Origin of the sequence: Pseudomonas reinekei, from assembly GCF_001945365.1 — a bacterium.
GTDB classification, from domain to species: domain Bacteria; phylum Pseudomonadota; class Gammaproteobacteria; order Pseudomonadales; family Pseudomonadaceae; genus Aquipseudomonas; species Aquipseudomonas reinekei.
In genome coordinates, this window is the sequence record NZ_MSTQ01000028.1 from 1 (window position 1) to 19,730 (window position 19,730).

At 53.6% G+C, this 19,730-nt stretch carries 18 protein-coding genes and 1 pseudogene; 6 read left to right on the forward strand and 13 right to left on the reverse strand.

From position 1 onward, the window contains the following. From tnpB to BVK86_RS27425, 9 genes and pseudogenes are all read right to left on the reverse strand, one after another. The coding region (tnpB, locus tag BVK86_RS27385) for an IS66 family insertion sequence element accessory protein TnpB (protein ID WP_075949357.1) at positions 1 to 294 on the reverse strand (294 nt) is incomplete at its 3' end. Positions 295 to 380: 86 nt separating this feature from the next. After that, positions 381 to 683 (reverse strand): annotated as a pseudogene (locus BVK86_RS27390) (HNH/ENDO VII family nuclease); the annotation flags it as partial. A gap of 50 nt (positions 684 to 733) precedes the next feature. Further along, positions 734 to 1,084 carry a hypothetical protein gene (locus BVK86_RS27395; protein ID WP_075949358.1) on the reverse strand — a complete coding sequence of 117 codons (351 nt, stop codon included), beginning with the start codon at positions 1,082 to 1,084 and terminating at the stop codon, positions 734 to 736. A 12-nt stretch (positions 1,085 to 1,096) separates the two neighbouring features. Beyond that, positions 1,097 to 5,287 (reverse strand): RHS repeat-associated core domain-containing protein, encoded by a 4,191-nt coding sequence (locus BVK86_RS27400; RefSeq protein WP_075949359.1) that lies wholly within the window; start codon positions 5,285 to 5,287, stop codon positions 1,097 to 1,099. 5 nt (positions 5,288 to 5,292) lie between these two features. After that, a complete protein-coding gene (locus tag BVK86_RS27405) occupies positions 5,293 to 5,760 on the reverse strand; it encodes a DcrB-related protein (RefSeq protein ID WP_075949360.1) in 468 nt (155 codons plus the stop codon). Positions 5,761 to 5,795: 35 nt separating this feature from the next. Then, on the reverse strand, positions 5,796 to 6,377 hold the full coding sequence (locus BVK86_RS27410; RefSeq protein WP_075949361.1) for a DcrB-related protein: 582 nt from the start codon (positions 6,375 to 6,377) through the stop codon (positions 5,796 to 5,798). Between the two features lie 12 nt (positions 6,378 to 6,389). Then, complete coding sequence (locus BVK86_RS27415) at positions 6,390 to 8,246, reverse strand: type VI secretion system Vgr family protein (RefSeq protein WP_075949362.1); 1,857 nt, start codon at positions 8,244 to 8,246, stop codon at positions 6,390 to 6,392. A gap of 33 nt (positions 8,247 to 8,279) precedes the next feature. Further along, on the reverse strand, positions 8,280 to 8,984 hold the full coding sequence (locus tag BVK86_RS27420) for a hypothetical protein (protein WP_075949363.1): 705 nt from the start codon (positions 8,982 to 8,984) through the stop codon (positions 8,280 to 8,282). A 2-nt stretch (positions 8,985 to 8,986) separates the two neighbouring features. Next, positions 8,987 to 10,006 carry a hypothetical protein gene (locus tag BVK86_RS27425; protein ID WP_075949364.1) on the reverse strand — a complete coding sequence of 340 codons (1,020 nt, stop codon included), beginning with the start codon at positions 10,004 to 10,006 and terminating at the stop codon, positions 8,987 to 8,989. A 425-nt stretch (positions 10,007 to 10,431) separates the two neighbouring features. Between BVK86_RS27425 and BVK86_RS27430 the strand changes: the two genes are divergently transcribed. After that, a complete protein-coding gene (locus tag BVK86_RS27430) occupies positions 10,432 to 11,301 on the forward strand; it encodes a hypothetical protein (RefSeq protein WP_231977867.1) in 870 nt (289 codons plus the stop codon). A 148-nt stretch (positions 11,302 to 11,449) separates the two neighbouring features. Next, positions 11,450 to 12,007: a hypothetical protein gene (locus BVK86_RS27435; protein WP_075949365.1), complete on the forward strand. Its 558-nt coding sequence runs from the start codon at positions 11,450 to 11,452 to the stop codon at positions 12,005 to 12,007. Positions 12,008 to 12,167: 160 nt separating this feature from the next. Here BVK86_RS27435 and BVK86_RS30645 read toward each other — a convergent pair whose 3' ends face one another. Next, entirely contained in the window at positions 12,168 to 12,599 is a 432-nt protein-coding gene (locus BVK86_RS30645; RefSeq protein ID WP_425272405.1) for a hypothetical protein, read from the reverse strand. Positions 12,600 to 12,646: 47 nt separating this feature from the next. On the opposite strand from BVK86_RS30645, the gene tnpC reads away from it, so the two are divergent. Beyond that, positions 12,647 to 14,200 (forward strand): IS66 family transposase, encoded by a 1,554-nt coding sequence (tnpC, locus tag BVK86_RS27450; RefSeq protein ID WP_075949368.1) that lies wholly within the window; start codon positions 12,647 to 12,649, stop codon positions 14,198 to 14,200. A gap of 391 nt (positions 14,201 to 14,591) precedes the next feature. Here the strand turns inward: tnpC and BVK86_RS29670 are convergent, their stop codons facing one another. The 3 genes from BVK86_RS29670 to BVK86_RS30265 form a co-directional block, all read right to left on the reverse strand. Continuing rightward, positions 14,592 to 15,020 (reverse strand): hypothetical protein, encoded by a 429-nt coding sequence (locus tag BVK86_RS29670; RefSeq protein ID WP_139315813.1) that lies wholly within the window; start codon positions 15,018 to 15,020, stop codon positions 14,592 to 14,594. A gap of 9 nt (positions 15,021 to 15,029) precedes the next feature. Beyond that, positions 15,030 to 15,374 (reverse strand): hypothetical protein, encoded by a 345-nt coding sequence (locus BVK86_RS30260; protein WP_231977865.1) that lies wholly within the window; start codon positions 15,372 to 15,374, stop codon positions 15,030 to 15,032. A 143-nt stretch (positions 15,375 to 15,517) separates the two neighbouring features. Then, on the reverse strand, positions 15,518 to 16,060 hold the full coding sequence (locus BVK86_RS30265; protein ID WP_231977863.1) for a hypothetical protein: 543 nt from the start codon (positions 16,058 to 16,060) through the stop codon (positions 15,518 to 15,520). 787 nt (positions 16,061 to 16,847) lie between these two features. On the opposite strand from BVK86_RS30265, the gene BVK86_RS27465 reads away from it, so the two are divergent. The 3 genes from BVK86_RS27465 to tssC all read left to right on the forward strand — a co-directional run bounded on the left by BVK86_RS27465 (position 16,848) and on the right by tssC (position 19,715). After that, a complete protein-coding gene (locus BVK86_RS27465) occupies positions 16,848 to 17,600 on the forward strand; it encodes a hypothetical protein (protein WP_075949407.1) in 753 nt (250 codons plus the stop codon). Between the two features lie 68 nt (positions 17,601 to 17,668). After that, a complete protein-coding gene (tssB, locus tag BVK86_RS27470) occupies positions 17,669 to 18,202 on the forward strand; it encodes a type VI secretion system contractile sheath small subunit (protein ID WP_034150990.1) in 534 nt (177 codons plus the stop codon). A gap of 10 nt (positions 18,203 to 18,212) precedes the next feature. Continuing rightward, entirely contained in the window at positions 18,213 to 19,715 is a 1,503-nt protein-coding gene (gene tssC / locus BVK86_RS27475) for a type VI secretion system contractile sheath large subunit (RefSeq protein WP_075949369.1), read from the forward strand. Positions 19,716 to 19,730 lie beyond the last annotated feature (15 nt).

Here is a 19,730-nt window from a genome sequence, read left to right on the forward strand (position 1 = left end):
TAACCAGTTGAGTTCTTGAACCGTCAGAACGATGGCTTCATCCGAAAAATCCGGCGATGTTTTGAAGCGCTCGGACTCCAGCCGCTTTAGCCAAAGGCAAAAACCGTTACGCTCCCAATACAAAATTTTCACTCGGTTTCGAGGCTTGTTGAGGAACACGAAAAGTACCGGGTCAAACACCGCGACCTTAATGTCCAGTTCGACCAGAGCGGCGAGGCCATCGATGGATTTTCGGAAGTCGACGGGTTTGGGGTAGAGATAGACTTTTTCGACTTTTGCGTCGGGACGCATCATGAGGTGCTGGCTCCGGAAAGGAATCGAGAGCACAGCATCGGGGATCAGGTGGCGGCTTTGAATGTGGGGTTCATGGAGCGCTTACAATTCAGCCGGTTCGCCGCGGCGTCGTAGCGGAATTCTTCGCTGTCGACAAGCTTGCCGGTGTCGCGGCTGTGCAACTGGCCGTTGGCTTCGTATTCGTACTTGATCTCGCCGCGCAGTTTGTCGAGGGTTCGGATCAGTTCGCCGGCCGGGTCGTACTGGTGACGGCGGTGGATCGGGTTGTAGGCGTGCTCCACCAGCAGGTCGGGCTGGATGCCGGGGTTGTGAATTTTTGAGAGTTTTTCCGCTGGCAGGCGCGAGGCGAACTGCCAGCTCTTGCGGCCCATGGCGTCGCTGTCGAAACACTTCAAATATAGGCTGCAAAGCTCAATCTAATCATTGAAGTATATTTTTTTTAGCCGTAAACATTACTCTCTTGGGCCTTCTCAATAAAGATATCAAGGAGATCACCTTGAATTTCCTCTCCATCACACGTAACAACAAAATCTCCGTCTATACCATCAGGGAAATGAACGCCATCCAGCGCCCCCAAGACCACCGAAGCACTATCAGCAATAATAACTTTAAAGAAATCAAAAACATTAGCCCTATCATGATCGCTAAGCGTAGCCAATGCATTTCTGGCTTTGGCATAAGGGTCATTTTCGTTATTAATAGGCTTAGTTAATGAATCTCTATATTGCTCTAAATTTTTTGTATATAGCTCATTAAATATTGCTAATACAAATCGTTGATCCGTTTTCATAAACCATCCTCGTTAGCGCATTTCTGGGTACATTGCTTTATTGAGCGATATCAATTCTTGAAGCTTTGCATTGGGTACATCAGGATACACACGCCTGAGCTCTCTTATGTCGCGAGCCACAACATCACGCGCACTGGTAAATGGTAATCCTGTCTTTCCATTCACCCCACTCCTTGACAAAATACCTACTCCTTCTTTAGAAACAGTATGCCCCACACGAGGCACTAACATTGCAGGAGCAGTTGCTGGATCGTAGCCCTCAACCAAATCTTTCATAAGATTTTTTTGTCCAACATGGTGAGAGTCTAATCCCAGATTTTTACCCTTTACAGCACTTTTATTGCCTTGATGTGAGTTCACATCCCATTTTTCACAAGCAAGGCCTAAAGAGTCGATCCATGCATTTGGATTAGGCGCATACTGGTAAAGATTTTCTCCTCCGTATAACCCAATCGGATCCTGCGTTACAAACCGCCCCACCTCCGGATCGTAATACCGAAACGTGTTGTAGTGCAGCCCCGTCTCATCGTCAAAATACTGCCCCTGAAACCTCAGGTTCTGCTCGACGGCATTAACCGTCAGTTTCTCAACCGCCCCCCACGCCTTATACGTCGCCTGCCAGACAATCTGCCCTTCTCGGTCCGTCATCTCCAGCGGCGTACCAATCTGGTCGGTATGGAAGTAATAAAGCTTTTGCTCCTCACCTTCCGCCTGGTCGACCCGCGCCAGCGGCGCATAACTTCCCGGTTCATACAGGTACAAACTGCTCTGCCCCGGACTTTCCTCCCGCAGCATCCGCAGGCCTTGCCACAAGAAGTGTTTCTGCTCGGTCACGCCATTAACAACGGACTGCTTACCAACCCGCCGTCCCAGGCTGTCGTATCGATAAAAACCACTGCTTTCCAGCTTGCCGTTAACCAGCGTCTCGGCCTTGACCAAGTGGTTTTCGCAGTCATAAACAAACGTCTGCAGTTTGCCCATGCCGCTACGTTTTTCGATCAGGTTACCCCACGCATCGTAGGCATACTCCTGATCCCGCCAGCGTTTGAGGCGGTTGTCTTTGACGTGGTCGAACTGGCTGGTGTTGAAATTCAGCCGGTTCGCTGCGGCGTCGTAGCGGAATTCTTCGCTGTCGACAAGCTTGCCGGTGTCGCGGCTGTGCAACTGGCCGTTGGCTTCGTACTCGTACTTGATCTCGCCGCGCAGTTTGTCGAGGGTGCGGGTCAACTCGCCGGCCGGGTCGTACTGGTGACGGCGGTGGATCGGGTTGTAGGCGTGCTCCACCAGCAGGTCGGGCTGGATGCCGGGGTTGTGGATGCGCGAGAGTTTTTCCGCTGGCAGGCGCGAGGCGAACTGCCAGCTCTTGCGGCCCATGGCGTCGTAGCCGAAACAGCTGGTGAGCGCGCCTTGGGTGCGCAGGACTTCGCGGTGCAGGTCGTCGCGCTCGATGTCGCTGATCAACTGACCGTCGAGGTTGAGTTGGTGCAGGTGGCCGCTGCCGTAGTACAGGTGATTAAGGTGTTGGCCGGTGGGCAACGTCAGGGTGGTGAGGTTGCTCAGTGGATCGTATTCGTAGGACAAGGCGCCTTGCGCCGTGGTCTCCTGGATCAGACGGCCGAGCAGGTCGTAGGAGAATTCGAGTGTTTCTTCGCTGACGCCGATTTGCTTGCCCTGCGCGGTCGGCAGGCGCTGGATCGACAGCAAACGGTCGCCGTCGTCATAAGCATAATCTTGTCGAGCATCGGCATTGAGCTTGGCCAGCAGCCGGCCAATGCTGTCGCGCTCGAATTCGGTACGGCGTTGTGGCCGTTCACCGCGTTCGCCGTAGCCGGTTTCGTCGACCTGGGTCAGATGCCCGCCCAGGTTATAACTGAAGCGCCGGGTCAGGTTGTCGATGCGTTTTTCTTCGACCAACCGGTCGGACGCATCGTAGGCAAACTGGTACGCCGCGTTGTTTTCGTTGACCAGTGCAGTCAGGCGAATCGCCGGGTCGTATTCGTAGCGGATGCGCTGGCCCTTCGCATCCTGGCGGCTGCTCGGCAAGCCACGGGCGGTGCGCAGCAGGCGCGTGGTCTGGCCTTTGCCGTCGGTGTGCGTCAGTACCTGGCCGAGGGCGTTGTAAGTGAACGATTCGGCGCTGCCGTCCGGGTGCTGGATGCGCAGCACTTCGCCGTCGGGTTTGCGTTCCAGGGAAGTGGTCTGCCCCAACGCGTCGGTGACGGCGACCAGGTGTTGGCGTTCGTCGAAGCGATAGGTGGTGGTTTTACCCGAGCAATCCTGAAAGCGCTCGACTTGGGCCAGAGTGTTCCACCACAGGTATTTGGATTTGCCGGTCGCATCGATGATGGTGTGCGGCAGGCCGTCGTCACCGTTCAGGTATTCGGTGGTGTGACCGAGGGCATCGACTTCGGCGATGAGATTGCCCTTATCGTCGTAGCGGGCTTGCCAGGTGCTGCCGTCCGGGTAGTCCACCTGCGTGACCAGGGTAGTCAGGTGGTGATAGCGGTATTTGATCGCGCGCCCGAGCGGATCGGTCTCTTCGAGCAGGCGTGAGTATTCGTCGTACTTGAGCGTGACCCGGTTGCCATCAGGCAATGTCAGGCCGGTCATGTTGCCGCTGTCATCAATGTCGATGACGTAGTGCTCGCCACCGAAATCGCGACTGGAGGTGACGCGATGATCGGCGTTGTAATGAATCTCCGCTTCGCGCCCGAGCACATCGGTGATCCGCGTGGTTCGGGCCTTGATGTCGTAGCGGAACTGGTAACGTTCGCCATCGCTGGTCCAGTGCTCCACCACGCGTGGCTGGCCGCCAATCTGTTCCCAACGATAGTTACAGGTCAGGCCCAAGGCATTGCTATGACTGGCCATCACGCCATCGACATAGCTGAAACGGCGTACCGAATCGCCGTTGCGGTTGATTACTTCATTGAGCTGGCCATGGTCGTCGTAGCGGTACTGCACCAGGGTTTCAACGGCCTGGTTGTCGACCACGCGTCTGACGTCGGTCAGGCGACCCAGCGGGTGGTCGTAATGCAGGTGCACCCGCACGCCACCGGTGGCGCTGATATCGGTAAGCGTGCCCTCGGCGGTGCGGGTGAAATGCAGGAAATGGCCCAGTGCATTTTCGATGCGTTGCAGCGGCACGGGGATGTTGTCGCCCGCGACTTCGCCGAAATAGAAGAAGGTGTTGTCGAGGGTTTGCAGCAGGTAATGGCCACCTTCGGTGCGGACCAGATGCACCTGCTCGTGGGGGTTGTAGATGCGTTCCCCCGGTTGCACGTCGACGAACGGAACACTGCGGCCCTGATTGTCGGTGAGATAAACGAAAGCACCACTGCGACGCAGGCTCTGCTCCCAGGGCAAGACCCAACCCTTGCCAAGCACGCTGTCGACGCTCAGGTCGCTGGCATAGAAACGCGACCATTGAATGGGCATCAGGCCCGGGAGGCTGAAGTCGGTTTCGTCGGTGATGACCTTGCGGCCGGTGGTGGCGTCGACCGGATTACCGACCAGGCCACCCACCGCACGCTCGATCGCAGGCCCCACGACGTAACGCGAAGCGACCTCGCCGGCGACGAACCCGGCGGTGAATTTCAGGACACAGGGCATGACGGCTTTCATGCCGGCCTGGGTTCCGGCCTTGATCAACTGGGCAATACCACCCGCCGCACCCGCGACCGCCATCAGAATGTCGACCGTGGTCCGCAGCCAACCGGGAATTTCGTCGTCCACCGGCAGGTAGCGATAGGTTCCGCCACCGATGAAGACATTGTCCGAACCGCTCGAGAGCGTTGCGCCGCAGGTCAGCTTGTCACCCTTGCGGGCGGCCGCAGTGCCGTTGATGAAGACGTTGGTCGAACCCTCGGCGACCTTCACCGGGCCGGGATGCTTGTCGCAGGCGCCGGTGCTTTTCTCCACATGAGCCGCTTTGCGACTGTTGATGAAGACGTTGGGCGACGCGGTGACGATGGTCCCCGCGGGTGAAGAAAACATGCTGCCTATTTTCTCCCCGGCCGCGGTGAGCAGGCTACCTCCGACGCCTGCAAGTAAACCCGCCAACAATGCCACACCAAACCCACAGGTGAACGTCGCGATCGCCACCGTGGCGATCAGCGCGATACCCAGTGCTGCACCGATGAGAAACCCGCCCAACGCACTGGTGTGCGACAGTTCATCACCAAACCTTGCGGCTTCAAACATGACCGTTACTCCTGGGGGCTGGAGTCGGTCATCGGGGCGCCCGGCTGGCGAGGCTGAAAGCTCGCCAGCAGGTCCATCCAGTTCTGGTTCTGCTCGCTGCTGAAGTCAGCCTGGGCGGTGGTGGAGAAAATGATCGCGCGTCCGGGTTCGATCAGAAACGCTGCCTGACGCTGGTAGAACGGTCGGCCATCGGTCATGTAATACGCATCGATCTGCACGCCGTCGATCGGCGCGGTGGTCGACAGCGCTACGGCTTTTTTGCCCAGTAGCGTGTAGCCGCGCAGCTTGGACGCGAGCATTTTGATCTGACGCTCGACGTAGGCTTTGAGCACCTCGCCGGGCAGCAATGTGTCCCGGGAAATGGTGATGCTCAACGGCGCTGGAATGCTTGCCCCCAGCACAAACATGTTAACGGTTCGATCCTGGAAACCCTGTGGCAACACAATGCTGCCTTCCTGCAACTCATAATCCATGTGATGTAAATTCCTGAATTCAAAAAATGGGCATTTCAGCGGGCCGCGAGGCCATCGAGCATGCCGTCAAAATCAACCAGCCAGAGACTGAGCGCGGGTCTGGCCGGATCAATCTCGCAACCGATGCTCAGCCATTGCATATCTTCACGTCCGGCGACCGGCACAAGCGCCCCGACCAGACGCGCGTGTCGATCGGCATGGCCGCTCTTGAAATGCAGATCCGCCGACTTCGCCGCACTGCCGGCCACGTTGACATCGCGCTGGCGGATGATGCGCACGTCCGGATGATCCTCGCGAAACGCCTGCAACGCGGCCTCGAAAAACTGCTCCAGGGTCTGCCCCTGTTGCACATCGCGTCGCTTGATCGTCAGGCTGACCGGCTCGCCTTCGTGCTCGACGGTGGTCTGGATCTCACGGAAATGGAACCCCGCCGGGAATGCCAGATTGAAACCCGCGAAGGTGAAATGGCTGGGCGTGTCTTGCAGCGCCACAACAGGCGCGGGTTCCGGCTCGGGCTCAGGCTGGGCGAGAACCGCGTTCTGCTGGGCAAGGCGTTCAGCCTCCTCCTGCGCAATACGCTTTTCGGAAATGCGATCGTAGAGACTGACTCTGGTCATGGCGCCGTTACCTCAATCATTGACCCTGACCTCGGAGCCGGTGATCTGGGTCGTGCCGGTGCTCGTCGTAGTGATCGCCTTGCCTTTGATCTCGATGCCGTCCGGCGTGAGGATGATGCTGCTCTCCCCTACCTGAAGAATGATGTGCTGTTTGGCGTTGACCTGAATGAACTGGTTGTCGACCTGAATCGTCAGCGACCCTTCCTGGACGTTCATCACCGTGTCTTTCTTGATCGTTTCAGTGTGCGTGCCACCCACCGTGATCGTGCGGTTGCTGCCGACACTGTGGCTCTCGTCGACCTCGATCTCGGTGTCCATGTTGCGCTCGGCATGCATGATGATCTGCTCGGCACCGGCCTTGTCTTCGAAGCGGAAGAAGTTCGCCGTACCGCCGTCGCCTTTCATCGACCGGGTCAGGAAACCGCTTTGCGTCTTGTTGGCCGGCAACGACCATGGCGGCGTGTTCTGGCTGTTGTAGAGGCTGCCCATGACCAGCGGGCGATCTGGATCACCATCAAGGAAAGACACGACGACCTCGTCGCCAACCCGAGGAATCAAGACACTGCCGAAACCGCCACTGGCTCCGGATTGTGCGACACGGACCCAACAGGAACTCTTGTCGTTGAACTCCCCGTAGCGATCCCAGTGAAACTGCACTTTTACCCGGCCTAGTTCATCGGTGTAGATTTCTTCACCCGGTGGGCCGACGACGATCGCGGTTTGTGGGCCATTAATAGATGGCTTACGCGTGGTCAGTTGGGGACGGTAGGTGATCTTACTACGCACGCAAACAAATTTGTTCAGATAACCAGCTTGATCGCCGGTCATATAATTATTGCTACCGCTGTGTTCAACGCTGATGAGCAAAAACTGTCGATTCTCAGCAGAGCCCAGATCGTGTTCGTAGTGCTGCGTCAACTCAAAGGTGAAACCCGGCTTCATGGCGCGACAGTTGCTGTCGCCATAAAACGTTTTTCCGAGTAACTCCAACGCCTCGACCCGATTTCGCACAAATGCTTCACCGTCTTCATAGGAGCCGTGAGTGTACTGTCCGGGAAAGTCGTAGACTTCAAATTTTTCAACATTCCCTTGTTGATTGAGGCTCTGCATGGTGACAGGTAAGAAGTTCCGCGGCTGTCGGTAATCAAAAGTACGCACAGCGATCTTGCCTGACTGCAACTGACGAGTTGCGCTCCAACGAGTGATCGAGTCTGCCGTTTCTGTCACCGATGCGCTGTGAAAACGAATCTGTGGTTGCTCGGGTAATGGATCTAAAGTTCTGGAGTTATCCGCGATAACCATTAGGTGCGAGTCAGCAGTATGTTCAAAATAGTAAAACAACCCCTCGCTCTCAAGCAGTCGCTGTACAAAATTGAAGTCACTTTCGCGATACTGAGTAATGAAACTGCGCTGCTTGAGTGTTTTGCTCAGGCGAAACTCAAATTTCGGCAAAGTACCAAAATTACCAAAAACGTCGACGAGCACGTCTTGTACCGTCTTGTCCTGAAAAATCCGTGAATCAAATCGGCAGGTAAGCATCCACAACCATGGTCCCAGCACCGCACCGTAGCGAATGACTCCACCATCGCTGCCTTTACTACTGAAACGATTGATGTATCCGTTTAAATAACGTGTAGAACCATCCGCGAGCTCAATTTCAACCGTTGCGAGACGGCCGATCAAAGATTTTAGCTTTACATCCGCCCGGTGGCTTAACAGACCTAGATCAAACTGGAAAGGCTTCGATAATGCTTCAGCTCCGGAGAAGTATTCCAGCAGCAGTTCTTCGTCTCCGGGCTGGGCAAACGTGTTGAGTTTGAAGAGCCGTTTATTTTGCGGGCTCATCATCGCAAGCAAGTCCATTAACATTTCACTCTCCTTGAAACTGAAGTCTGATAAATCTCAACGATCAATATTTGCAGTGAACATCCGACCAATCAAAGAGGAAGCGCGCTTTTTACGAATCTCTTCAATATTCATAAATGTAAAACAAGAACCTTCTCGCGCCTCCTGCTCCTTCAGGGTTCTTAACGCAGATATACTGGAACGGTGATAAAACAGCATAAACAACGATATGACAATAAAAAGAAACACCAGGATTGAAGTCGACGACTTATACGCGTAAAAAACTGGATAGGTTAAAGAGCCCAAAGCAGCGCCAACCACACCTAATAACCAATGATTTTCCTGGATAGCCCCTATCACCTCGACCCGCTGCCCTCGAACGACTAAAGGGCTATGACCTCCACGCCACCGGTATAGGAAGCCATAGACAATCAAGGACAAGAATACGGGAACGAAACTTATAAAAACAGCTAACGGAGCATTCAACTTTAATTGCTTATAGCAAGTCACCAACGCAGCGACAAATGCAAAACCAGGCGCAATGGCAAGATTGGTAAATAGCCGAAGGCTAGCGTATTTGGTGAACCTTTCCGTCCGATAAGCACAATTTATGCACCAACACGTTAACCATAGGACAGCAAAAACTGCAGGCAAAGTCATAATTTCCGGCAGAATCCCAATCGAGAATGCAGCCAGCAAAGAAAACAAAAACCAAGTACCGAACACCGTGGACAAAAACCGCTGAGACTCAACACTAAACATAGTCAATCCTTCCCCAAAAGAACATCTCCGAAAGAAGTCCCCCAACCTGTAACTTCATCACTCATGACCACCTGTATCAACAAGCCTGCTCCAATACCCAACGCAATCACCACAACTGCAGGGGCACTAACGGTTGCACCAATAATTACACCACTGGCAAAAACCAAACCATTGGTAGGCTGACTGTAAGCAGTTTTTTCAAGGAATTCATCGGTACTCTCTGAACTTCTAATATCCATGACGAGTTGGGGACCAAATGCAAGCAGCGGCCCAGCTGCATTGCCAACAAGTACGCGACCCACGCCCCTTTGACCATACGCAGCGGCATCAACATGACTTGTCGCCCGCAACGCCTTGGCTGCGTTATGAGTAGGTATATGAATGACATCACCCACTACTTTGCCAGCGACTCTATAGATACTGGCTTTGGCTGATGCCGGTATTTCGAGATAAAGCGCACCCGCTATTCGAACAACTTTAATTCGCCCACGAAATGTTTTCTTTGCTGAGACACTACCAGATTTGCCACGCGAGGCAATCCATTTTTTAAGTTGCTTCCTAGTTGATTTATCAATATCAAGAAGGTCTTCAACCTTGGCTGCTCGCGAGCCAGCATGAATAAGCCCCCCAACACTTGCCAAGGTACCGGGCAGGTTCGCCGGTGAAAACAGCAATGGTCCAACTACAGGAATTGAAACTGCCTTTTTCTGTATCTTTGCAAATTGCTCTGCCGTGACATTTACAGCCTTTTTCAGTTTAGCAATAAGGGAGATCAGCAGTATCCAGTATTCCTCATATTCGTCTTCACTCAACTCTGCCTCAGGTGAACTCAATTCCTTTATGAGGAACTCAGCAGCACTCAGATCATCGGTAGAGTAGAGCCCTCCGATAGCCAATGAAGAAGGAAACGCTCGGGAAGCAATTTCACTTGGCCATGGTAGTGCCCCCTCACCTAACAACCCATCGTGGGGGCCAACACCCATTGGATCGGCGGCCGTACAGGGATAAAGTCCATTGTTCATGCAACAGCTCCTTTAAAAAGTGAAAATCCCTGGATCCTGCGCGGTCGCACATCTGATTATTTCGCTTTTGAAATACTTTCAAACCCTGTCATGGCTCAGCTTGCCGCAATGACAATCGCAAAAATCTCAAGCCCCTCCTGACCGCCAAAGATCACCAGAATCGGTTATTGTTCGGTAGGTAGCGGGGAATCGAAGGCGGTTAGCTGATTTTTCTGGGCGGTCAACTGCACGCTATCATTCGTTGCATCCTGCAAAAATTGGCCTCAAGTCAGCGATGGAAACCTCTTGAAAGTTCTTTGTCAAGGTAACGAAACACTTCTCAGTGATGGCAATTTGCCTGTTTTATTTTAGTTTTCGGTCAGTGCACCCTGCACTTCAGACGCTTGCCACGTAAGGCGAGTAGACAGGCTTACAGGGAGTTCGTCATGAGTTTGAGTGATACACAACTCGATCAGCTGGGCCGTGACATGGACAGCAATCAACATGAAATGGTCGTTCTGAGCATGGATGACGCAAACGCGTTGATAGCACAACGAAACGGCACCGCAGATACTGGCACCCAGCCACCAACCATGTGCTCCAGGACCCAACCGGAAATGCTGGATGGTCTTTGGGGCAACACGCAATCAATCTACAACGCGACCGTACATTCTTTCGTCAATACGAACTGGGGAGTACCGGCAGCGTTGGGCGCCTATGATGCGTACAACGTTGGCCGCTTGCTCAGTGACATTGGCGGAATTGGAACCAAGATTCGCGTCTTAATTAAAAACGGAAAGCGATATGTCGTTTTAACCGGATATCCGGGGTTGCGGAACCGCTTGAAAGGAACTCGTTACGGGATTCGAAATGCTCAGTTAGTTGAGGTTGGAATAGACAAATATGGGATTCGAGGATCTTCAGTAAAAGGCTTTAAACTTTCTTGCTATGTCGCGGTTGGCATTGAAGTATTGGAATGGGTATTTAATGACGAGGCTGTACTTTCTGATCTTTTTGCAGCCGTTGGCGTTGAGTTAATTAAAGCAGGGATAGCGACTGCGATTGGGTATGCGGCTGCAATGGCGGCAGGGGCGCTTTTTACCGCCGCCGCATTTCCGGTCGCAGTTGGAGCGGTGGTGGTATTCGGCATAGGCATTGGGTTGAATGTTTTGGACAATCAGTACGGCATCAAAAATAGTGTAAAGTCTGGAATGCGCTACGCCCTTCATAACATAGAACAACTACACGAAAAAGCGACCAGAATCAGCATTAAAGACTTGCAAATATATACTGAAAAGTTGCCACCAGCGTCATAGGCGAACTTATTGATCAAGCATACGACGAAACAAAATCCTGGATTGTCCGGAAAATACAGCCCAACGACCTTCCATTACCTAGCTGGCCAAAAGCTCCGGAACTACCAAATATATCAAAATTGATTTTTTTTTGAAGTCTAGATCACTTATGAACAATAAATCATGCGTATCTGCGCACTCCATGTCTCCTCTGGCCTTCAGACTAGGTGCTTTGGCCTTTGCCTTCTTCATGATACTCACGGGCTTTTTTTCGCTGTATTGGCTTTATGAACACGTGCTCCCAATTTACGGACGCATTTACCGAAACGCTCCCGTTGTAGAGACTCCTTATCTAGCGTTCGGCCTATTGATGGCTCCGCCTATTGTATTAATCGGGATAATAGGTGCCTTTATTGCTGCTTGGACGGGAAAAAAATTTGACCCTCCAAAAAACTCCTTCTTGCTGCGCCTTCAAACTCTGATGTTATACCTGTGCTTCAAGACAATAATATATATTGTACCCGCCACTATGATCCTGACCACTCTTACATTGCTCTATAAAGACTACACATCTTGCCCGAAGCTACTTATCTCTGGGTCGGCCTGGCAGTTGTTCTGGGTAAATGACGAAAACGCCTGCTTCAAGCCTACTCGCTATATCAATGATCATTGGCCTTGTAAAATGATCGGCGAGCAGGAGGTGTGCATACAGGTAGACGGAAGATGAACGACTTAAGAAAGATTCAACTGCTTTAATCAGCCAGCCTGATCAAACAACATTAGGTTGCGGGTGAGGGAACCGGCGCCGTTGAAGACTGTTGATCCTGCTGAACAGGGAGCTAAGGCGAAAGAGGCACCAGCTGTAAAATCTGCGAAAAGAACTGATATCACCCATCATCTAGCTGTATCCGATCCATGAACACCACATTCAAAGCCAACTGTTGATCCGCAATGCTGTGCTCCCGATTCCTTTCAGGAGCCAGCAGCTCATGATGCGACCCGACGCCAAAGTCGAAAAATTGTACCTCTACCCCAAGCCCGTGGACTTCCGAAAATCCATCGACGGGCTGGCCGCTCTGGTCGAGTTGGATATCAAAGTCGCCGTGTTCGACCCGGTGCTTTTCGTCTTTCTGAATCGCCACCGTAACCGAGTGAAAATACTTTATTGGGAGCGCAACGGCTTCTGCCTTTGGCTCAAGCGCCTGGAATCCGAGCGATTTAAAACATAGCCTGAGGCCACCGACGAAGCCATCGTGTTGAGCGTCCAGGAGTTGAACTGGTTGCTCGACGGTTTTGACCTGTGGCGCAACCGTCCACATCAGGTTTTGACTCCAAGATTTGTCGCCTGACAGGAATAATCCGGGGCATGCCATCCATGCCAGACAACCTTCCTGATGACCCAGTGCTTCTCAAGCAGATGCTGCTTGATACGTACGAAACGCGCGCACGTGATCAGGAAGTCAAAGAGGCTTACGAGACTCATATCGTTGATCTGAAAGAACAGATCAAATTGTTGCGCGACCGTATATTTGGTCGTAAATCCGAGCAAACGATTGAGCCCAACACACCGCAATTGGCCTTGTTCAACGAACCCGAAAGCGAGCCGATGCCAGTCGTCGATGACGCCGAAGAAGAAGTCGTTGCGCCGACTAAGCGCCGTGGCAAACGCAAGCCACTGTCAGCTGATCTGCCGCGTATCGAAGTCATCCACGAACTGCCCGAGCACGAACTGACCTGTGCCTGCGGTTGCCGCAAGCATGTGATCAGCGAAGAAACCAGCGAGCAGCTGGATATCGTGCCGATGCAGATCCGGGTCATCAAACACATCCGCAAAGTCTACGGCTGCCGCGGTTGTGAAACGGCTCCGGTCACCGCTGACAAACCGGCTCAGTTGATCGAAAAGAGCATGGCCAGTCCGAGCGTGCTGGCCATGCTGTTGACCACAAAGTATGTCGACGGCTTGCCGCTGCACCGTTTTGAAACGGTGCTGAGCCGACACGGCGTAGAGATCCCGCGTCAGACCCTCGCTCGCTGGATTATCCAGTGTGGCGAGCACTTACAACCGTTGCTGAATTTGATGCGCGACCGTTTGCTGGAAAGCCCGGTCATCCACTGCGATGAAACCCGCGTTCAGGTACTGAAAGAACCGGATCGAGACCCGACCAGCCAATCCTGGATGTGGGTGCAGGCCAGCGGGCCTCCGGATCGAAAAGTTGTGCTGTTCGACTACACCTCCAGCCGTGCGCAGGACGTGCCGCTGCGCCTGCTGGAAAGTTATCGTGGCTATGTCATGACTGACGATTACGCGGGTTATAACGCGTTGGCGTTGCAACCGGGTGTGGAACGTCTGGCGTGCATGGCCCCTGCCCGGCGCAAGTTCGTCGATGCGCAAAAAGTGCAGCCCAAGGGCAAGACGGGACGTGCCGATATCGCGCTGACGATGATCAACAAGCTGTACGGCATTGAGCGCGAACTCAAGGATGTCTGCGATGAACAGCGTTTTATTAATCGTCAGGAAAAGAGCCTGCCGATCCTGGCCCAGTTGAAAAGCTGGCTGGATAAAACGCAGTCGCAGGTGACGCCGCGAAGTGCGCTTGGCAAGGCCGTTAATTATCTGGCCAGCAACTGGAGCCGTCTGGAGCGCTACGTGGAGGCCGGTTTTTTACCTTTCGACAACAATCCGGCGGAGCGTGCAATAAAGCCGTTTGTAATCGGGCGCAAGGCTTGGCTGTTCAGCGATACGCCCAAAGGCGCCACCGCCAGTGCGCAGATCTACAGCCTGGTCGAGACCGCCAAGGTCACCGGCCAGGAGCCCTATACGTGGCTGCGCCACGTACTGGAAAGACTGCCGCATGCGCAGTCGGTCGCCGACTACGAAGCGTTGTTGCCGTGGAACTGCTCGCCAGAGATGCCACGGTAAACGACTGCCTCATCTGGAGGTAGGTGTAGTTCGTGGATCGCTTACGTAACTCCTGGAATCAATGTTCGGGCAACCACCGCGTTAACGCTCTGGTAGTCAGGAACCTGTCGACTGGCGCAGGGACCCCACCCATTTAAACAACCGGCCTAGCCACCAGCGGCTGCGGGCTTCGCGTATTTCTTCAATCTCCATAAATGTATAAGGCACTGGCATATTACGTTCTTCGATATAGAGTGTACGCAGACCTCGAATAATGTGACGTGACAAAACCGAAATAGCCACTGAACACCCAGTACATATTAATACTGCAAGTACATTGCTCGCCTGGGCATCTACCGACTTAAAAAAAACCCCACTTGCGAGCACTGAAACACCTACTATCAATCCGACGTTATAGCTTGTTTTTTTTCTGCTGCCGCCCTCGCGCGATTACTCTATTCCCTTTACATTCGAAAGGAAAAAAAGCTGTTTCCCCAACAAGTATTATGACAACGGTTAAAACTACAGCTATCGCAGGAACCAAGCCTAGCAGCACAGCAAATACATTTCCTGCACCTAAGACTGCCGAAGCAGTAAGATAAGCTACCGTACAGGCTAAATAGGCAAACAGGCCCACTGCGAGCAGAAACAAGGAAGACATATACAATACAAATCGCTCACAACAGTAAATTAGATATAAAACAAAGCCTAGAAAAACAACAACAAAAATCAGATATACCCACCAAAAATAGCTTAAGCTTGATGGACCAAAGACACCAAACAGAGCAGCGGAAAAAAACATTATCCAGCCCCCTTTCTTTAAACTGTGAGAATCAATCATATTTAGTATTCATTTTGAAAGAATATCGCCAATTTTTTTATCAGCCCCTGTACTGCTCATAACCGCCTGCGTGGCAAGCCCAGCGCCCCAGCCAATCAAAACAATTAGCACTAAAGGAGCTGCACCTAGTGCGGCAGCTCCTAAATAAAAACTTACCGCCATGGTCGCCGCAGTACCAACTGCAAACGAAGCAACATTAGTAGGCTGGCTATATGCAGACTTTGTATAAAATTCACCCATAGATGCCGAACTTGTATAGTCAAAATAAGCCTGCGGCCCAACGGCCAGAGCAAAACCGACCGTATTACCCGTCATGAGCTTCAGCCCGCCTGCCGCTCCGCTGGAATGCAACATTGCACTCCTGTTCAATGCAGCCTTCGTTCCATAAACCGGAAGATGAGCAGCTTGCTGCCCTACCTGACCAAGTACCTTGTAACTCTGCGCTTGGGCGGTTATAGGCACTTCAAAATGCAATTGACCCGCAATCCGAATCAGTTTTATCCGGCCCTTGAAGGCTTTTTAGCTGAGGTTGAATTCGCTGTTCCACGACTATTGGCCCACTTGATGAGGTTTTTCTTGTTGGCAGCGGAGAGATCCAGCAAGTCTATAACCGACTTCGACTTGGAAAATGCTGCTACGCTGGTGCCTGCACTGGCCAACGTGCCCGGCAAGTTGGCCGGGGCGAACATCAAAGGACCTATCTCCGGGATGGCCTCTGCAGTTCTCTGTAATTCTTTCAGTGCTTCAACAGTAATGTCCATTGCAACCGACAGCTTCCTGATTAGCGAGCGCAGCAGCTGCACGGACTCTTGTGTTTCACTGGGTGACATATCCGACTCAGGCGAAGCCAACTCATGCGCAAGAAACATCGCTGCGTTGTAATCGTTTGTCGCGTAATAACCGGCAAAATTTTGCGGCGCCGGGAAAGACCGCGAAGCGATCTCACTGGGAAATGAAAGACTGCCGCCACCAATCAATCCGGCTTGTTGACGCGTTCCGCGCGGGTTCGCAACTGTACAGGGTAAATACCTTTCGTCCATGTTCCCTCTCCTCTTACCGCCTTCCCGAAAAAAACTTTCGGCAGAACCCGCTACGCGCCACAACAACTGACCTGCACTTCATGAGCCATACTCATGCGGGCTGTATCTGCGTACTAACACAATCTATAAAACTGCATTCGCGCCCGCTGCCCTGAATGACGCTGCGGCTCCTACCCTGTCGGAAAGTGCCGTAGGAATTCAGAAAAATTGAACTACGTCACACTTTTTCAAGAGCGATCCGAGCACGTGCGAAAGGAAACATCCATGCAATACACAGTGTCAAGCCGGTATTTTTTTACTCCGGAAATTATTCGCCCAAGTGCTGGCACGTCAATCTTGCTTCGGTATCGCTTCTCCCTTGATCACTGCAAAGCGTCAAACTACTGACATCAGATGAACCGGTTCACCTTTTTTAAAATTATTTTCAGTTAAAAATTGGATCCATGGCCTCTCTGAAACCATTGAATTGACTGGCTTTCGGAACTGTCTGACAGACACATCCATCAAGTAGTAGCAAGCGGACATCATTGCGGCGTGTAACAAAAACGAGAAAAAATCCGCCGCCGAATGAACTTTTCGATACGACGTGTTGCCATACACGACGTTACTGGCAACTCAATATCCATATGCCAGCATCGCACTCCCGGTTATCCCCGGCAGTGTGTTTCCGTGATGACGAACATCAGTAATTAACCTCTCGTGGATCGATGTCCATGGAGAATCAAGTCACTCGACATGCTCCGGTTTTTATCCAGGAAGGCGTGGAGTGTTCAAGGACGATGTACCGATGACTCAAGCGTTTTTTGATGTTGAAGCATTGATCAAGCTGCGAAGCCAGACCCGGGCCATTTCCGATGCGCTGAAGGCGCAGGCCTCGGATTATCTGGCGACCCTGGCTTTGCTGATTCGTCCGCAGACGTTTTTCGGTGAGTACCTGCAGGGTGCGCAACGCAGCAGCGGGCGCGAGACCCAGCATCATTTCAAGGAGCTCAAGGAGCTCTACGACCGCATCGGCTCGACCGCTCCATTCCAGTTGGTCAATGAGCTCGAAGTGCCCCTCAACCTGCTCAGTACCACCCCGCAATTGTTTGCGCTGGAGTACGACAAGGTGCTGAGCGCAAGCGGTCAGACCATTCGCATCACCAGCCCCGTGCGCTGGGTGGTCGGGTTCAGTTCTTTCGACCTGGCCCGCTTCCGCGCCATCATCAAAGACCCCAATCGCAGCAGCGCCGAGTTGTACCGCTTCGTGGTGCATTACCTGGTGCTGTTCTACTGCCTGAGCAAATCACCCGGCATCAGCCGCTTGCTCGAAGGCTTGCGTTTCCCCGTCAGTTTCGAACGCTTGAAGGAGTTCGGCGACCTGCCCTTCTGCGTCATCAGCTCGCCGGTTCGCTCGCAGTTGCCCGACGAGGCCGTGATCCGCAGCAGCACCCAGATTGCCGGCAACACCAGTTTCGAAGAGCTGGTGGGGCACGCCAACATCATGGAAATGAACGATGAAATCCGTCAGCGCCTGCTGCTGACGATCGAAGGAATGTAACGCGCTCGGCCAACCATTGAACCGACACGCAAACGACTTGCAGCGAATTGTTCGCACAGGAGATCACGATGGCGAAGAAGGAAAGTACCCAGCACAAACTCGACCGCGTTCGCGCGCCTCGGGTCCATATCACCTACGACGTGGATATCGGTGACGCTCAGGAAAAGAAAGAGCTGCCCTTTGTCGTCGGTGTGCTGGGCGATTTCTCCGGCAACCCGCTGGAGCCGCTGCCGAAGCTCAAGGACCGCAAGTTCATTTTCATCGATCGCGACAACTTCAATGGCGTGCTCAAGGGCATCAAGCCGCGCCTGACCTACCGCGTCGACAACACCCTGGCGAAAAACGGCACGCAGCTGGGTGTCGAGCTCAACTTCAACGCACTGGAAGACTTTGAACCGCAGAACGTGGTCAAGCAGGTCGAGCCGCTGCGCAAACTGCTGGAAGTGCGCAACAAGCTGGCGGACCTGCGCAACAAGATGGGCGGCAACGACAAGCTCGAAGAGCTGTTGATGGACGTGTTGCAGAACACCGAGAAGTTGAAAACCCTGGGCAAGGAATTCGGTCGCGAAGCCGCCATTCCAGCCACCGACGGCAAAGCGTAGGAGCCTGACGATGAACGACAAGCAAACCGTGACTCAACAGGACAGCGAACTGGTTGAAGTGGAAAACTTCACCGCGCAATCCTCGCTGCTCGACAGCATCATTTCGCAAAGCCGCGTCGCCCGCTCCGAAACCGAGCGCAGCCGTACCCGTGACCTGATTGGCGAGTTGGTCAACCAGATCCTTGAAGGCGAAATGACGCCGAGCAAGGACCTGATCGCCGTGCTCGATGCGCGCATCGCCGAAATCGACGCGATGCTTTCCGAGCAGATGAACGAGATCATGCACGCCAGCGAATTCCAGCAGCTGGAAGCGTCCTGGCGCGGCCTGAAGTATCAGGTCGACCAGACCGAAACCAGCACCACGCTGAAGATTCACTTGCTCAATGCGTCGAAAAAAGACCTGGTGCGCGATCTCAAGGCTGCCTCCGAATTCGACCAGAGCGCGCTGTTCAAGAAGATCTACGAAGAAGAGTACGGCACCTTCGGTGGTGCACCGTTCGGCATGCTGCTGGGTGACTATGAGTTCAACCGCAGCCCGGAAGACATGTACCTGCTCGAAGAGATTTCCCATGTCGCCGCGGCCGCCCATGCGCCGTTCATCTCGGCGGCCTCGCCTGAGCTGTTCGGCTGGGACTCGTTTACCGACATGTCCGGCCCACGGGATCTGGCGAAGATTTTCGATACCGTTGAATACGCCAAGTGGAAGTCGTTCCGCGCCTCCGAAGACTCGCGGTATGTCGGCCTGACCCTGCCCCACGTGCTCGGTCGCCTGCCTTACGGCCCGGATACCACGCCGGTCGAAGAATTCAACTTTGTCGAAAGTGTCGACGGACGCGACCACAACAAATACCTGTGGATGAACGCCGCCTACGCGCTGGGCACCCGGGTCACCGATGCGTTTTCCCGTTACGGCTGGTGCGTGGCCATCCGTGGTGTCGAAGGGGGTGGCCTGGTTGAAGGCTTGCCAACCCACACCTTCAAGACCGACGACGGCGAAATCGCCCTCAAGTGTCCGACCGAGATCGCCATCACCGACCGCCGCGAGAAAGAGCTGTCGGACCTCGGTTTCATTCCGCTGGTGCACTGCAAAGGCACGGACTACGCCGCGTTCTTCGGCACCCAGTCAGCGCAGAAGCAGAAGCAATACAACACCGACATCGCCAACGCCAACGCCCGGCTTTCCGCGCAATTGCAGTACATCTTCGCCACTTCGCGCATCGCGCACTACATGAAGGCGATCATGCGCGACAAGATCGGCAGCTTCGCCTCGCGCAAGGACGTCGAGCTGTTCCTCAACAAGTGGCTGTCGAGCTACGTGTTGCTGGACGACACCGCCAGCCAGGAAGCCAAGGCCAAGTTCCCGCTGCGCGAAGCCCGTGCCGAGGTGTTCGAAGTACCGGGCAAACCAGGCGTCTACAAGGCCGTGACGTACCTGCGCCCGCACTATCAACTGGACGAACTGACCGCGTCGTTGCGCCTGGTCGCTGAATTGCCGCAATCGACCCGCGGCTGATCGAGCACATTGCCA